Source organism: Actinotalea ferrariae, from assembly GCF_019733465.1.
Taxonomy (GTDB): Bacteria; Actinomycetota; Actinomycetes; order Actinomycetales; family Cellulomonadaceae; genus Actinotalea; species Actinotalea ferrariae_A.
On record NZ_JACVQL010000383.1, the window covers coordinates 1 to 2,114 of the forward strand.

The following is a 2,114-nucleotide window of genomic DNA, read 5'->3' on the forward strand; positions in this document are numbered from 1 at the left end:
GTCCGGCGCAGCACGCCGGGAACCTCGGCGACCGCGGCGTCGGCCGTCAGGAGGGCGCCGGCGAGCGGGCGCTGGTGCCACGGGGCGGCGACGGGCAGCGCGGTGGTCGCCGCGAGGAGCGCCAGCTCGGCGTCCCAGCTGCGGTCACCGACGAGCCCCACCAGAGAGGGCGCGTGCAGCGCCAGCACGGGCCGCGCCGCGTCGGACGTCGCGTCGTTGACGAGCCGCGCGAGGCGCGCGAGCACCGGGTGCGTGCACCGCGGTCCGTCGCTCCACCGCTCGCCGGCAAGCACGCTCACGAGCTCCATGAGGCACGCGCCGTGGCGGGGACGCCGGTGGCGGCCGGCCGAGAGGAGAGGAAGGCCGTCGGGGGTGGTGCGGTCCACGAGGATCACCCGCTCAGATCGGGGCTTTTCCCGAGTCTGCGCCACCCCGCCCGGGAGGGCAACGGGTGCCGCGCGTGGCGCGCGCCCTGCCGGCTCGTGATGCCGCAGGGCGGCTCGTCCGTGTGCGTCTCGCTGCGTGACCTCGTGCCTCGTGCGCCTGCGCCTGATGTCACGGTGCTCCCTGACGGTGTCCCGACCGAGCGGAGGACCGAGCCGTGCCCGACCGGCCTGAGATCGTCTGCCTCTGCGGCTCCGCCCGGTTCGAGGCCGAGATGCGTGCCGCGAACCGCGACCTGACCTTCGCCGGCGTCATCGTGGTCGCGCCCGGCGAGGCGGACGAGCCGGTCACCGACGAGCAGAAGGCCGTGCTGGACGCCCTCCACCTGCGCAAGATCGACCTGGCCGACCGGGTCCTCGTCGTCAACCCCGGCGGGCACGTCGGCGAGTCGACGCGCAGGGAGATCGCCTACGCCCGCGCCGCAGGCAAGCCGATCTCCTTCACCGACCCCGCCTGAGCGGTCGACGCGCGTGCGGTGCGCTGACGGCAGCCCGGCGCTCAGGGACCGCCGACGCGCAGCACCTCGCCGAGGCGCTCGCGCCGCCGGAGGGAGGACTCGACCGCGACCACCGCGGCGACCGTCGCGGCGGCGACGACCAGCGGCGTCGCGCCCCACCACGAGAGCCGCAGCGCCGGCTCGACGTCCTGGTGGGTGAGCAGGCGCAGCCCGAGCGGAGCGGTGCACACGGCGGCGACCAGCGCCCCCACGCCGACGGCGAGACCCGACGCGAGCAGCGCCGGCGGAAGGAGCTCGCCCGTCGTGATCGCCCGGACCTCGCGCCCCGTGAGCCCGAGCGTCCTCAGCCGTGCGAGCGCTGCCCCGCGCGCGGGTGCCGTCGCGCTCGCGGTCAGGACGACGACGAGCACGGTGAGGACGAGCAGGACCGCGATCGTGCCCACGACGAGGCCCGTCAGCCCCTTCGTGAGCGGCCCGGCGCGGCGCTCGGCGAGCAACGCCGACCGGTCCACGACGTCGGCGCCGGCGAGGGCGGCCGTCGAGGCGACGGCGGCGCGCGCGCCCGGGCCGACGACCCACACGGTGTCCGGCTCCGCCCCGAGCGCGCGCTCGGCCCCGCCCTCGCCGGCGGCGGCGCCGACGACCACCGTCGGGCCCTCGCCGAGCACCGCGGTGCCGACCACGAGAACGGGCTGCTCGCCGTCGTCGTCCCGGACCCTCAGGGTGGACCCGACCGTGTCCGCGAGGTCCGGGCTGACGAGCGCACGGGGCAGGTCGTTCGTGTCCGCGTCGCCGTCGGCGGGCGCCGCGAGCAGCTCGGCCGGCAGGGGGAGCGCCGGGGCCGCGTCCGTGAGCCGGGCGAGGTCGGTCGGGTCGGCCACGACGAGGCGCACCCGGCGGCCGAACCCCTCGCCGCGCACCTGCGTCTGCGGAGCGACGGCGACCGCGACGGCCGCCGCGACGTCGTCGCGCTCCTCGAGCGTGCGTGCCACGTCCTGCAAGCCGGCGTCCGGGACCGTGGTCGCGGCGACGTCGGCGCCGACGGCCGACCACGAGGCGCTCTCCTGCCCGTCCCGCACCGTGACCGCGACGGAGGCGGCCATGGTGGCTATGGCACCGGCGAGCACGAGCGCGACGAACGGCAGCGCGTCCGCCGCCGTGGCTCGCGCGCGCGCCGTCGCGAGCGCCGGCACGAGGTGGCGCGACCGCAGGC

At 77.7% G+C, this 2,114-nt stretch carries 2 protein-coding genes and 1 pseudogene; 1 reads left to right on the plus strand and 2 read right to left on the minus strand.

Annotated features, from left to right (window positions below; genetic code table 11):
- A pseudogene (locus tag ICW40_RS20080) lies at positions 1–386 on the minus strand (hypothetical protein); the annotation flags it as partial.
- Positions 387–601: 215 nt separating this feature from the next.
- Here ICW40_RS20080 and ICW40_RS20085 point away from each other — a divergent pair.
- Positions 602–901: a hypothetical protein gene (locus ICW40_RS20085; protein ID WP_221655746.1), complete on the plus strand. Its 300-nt coding sequence runs from the start codon at positions 602–604 to the stop codon at positions 899–901.
- Positions 902–942: 41 nt separating this feature from the next.
- On the opposite strand, the gene ICW40_RS20090 is transcribed toward ICW40_RS20085, so the two are convergent.
- On the minus strand, positions 943–2,114 hold a 1,172-nt coding region (locus tag ICW40_RS20090), incomplete at its 5' end, for an FtsX-like permease family protein (RefSeq protein ID WP_221655747.1).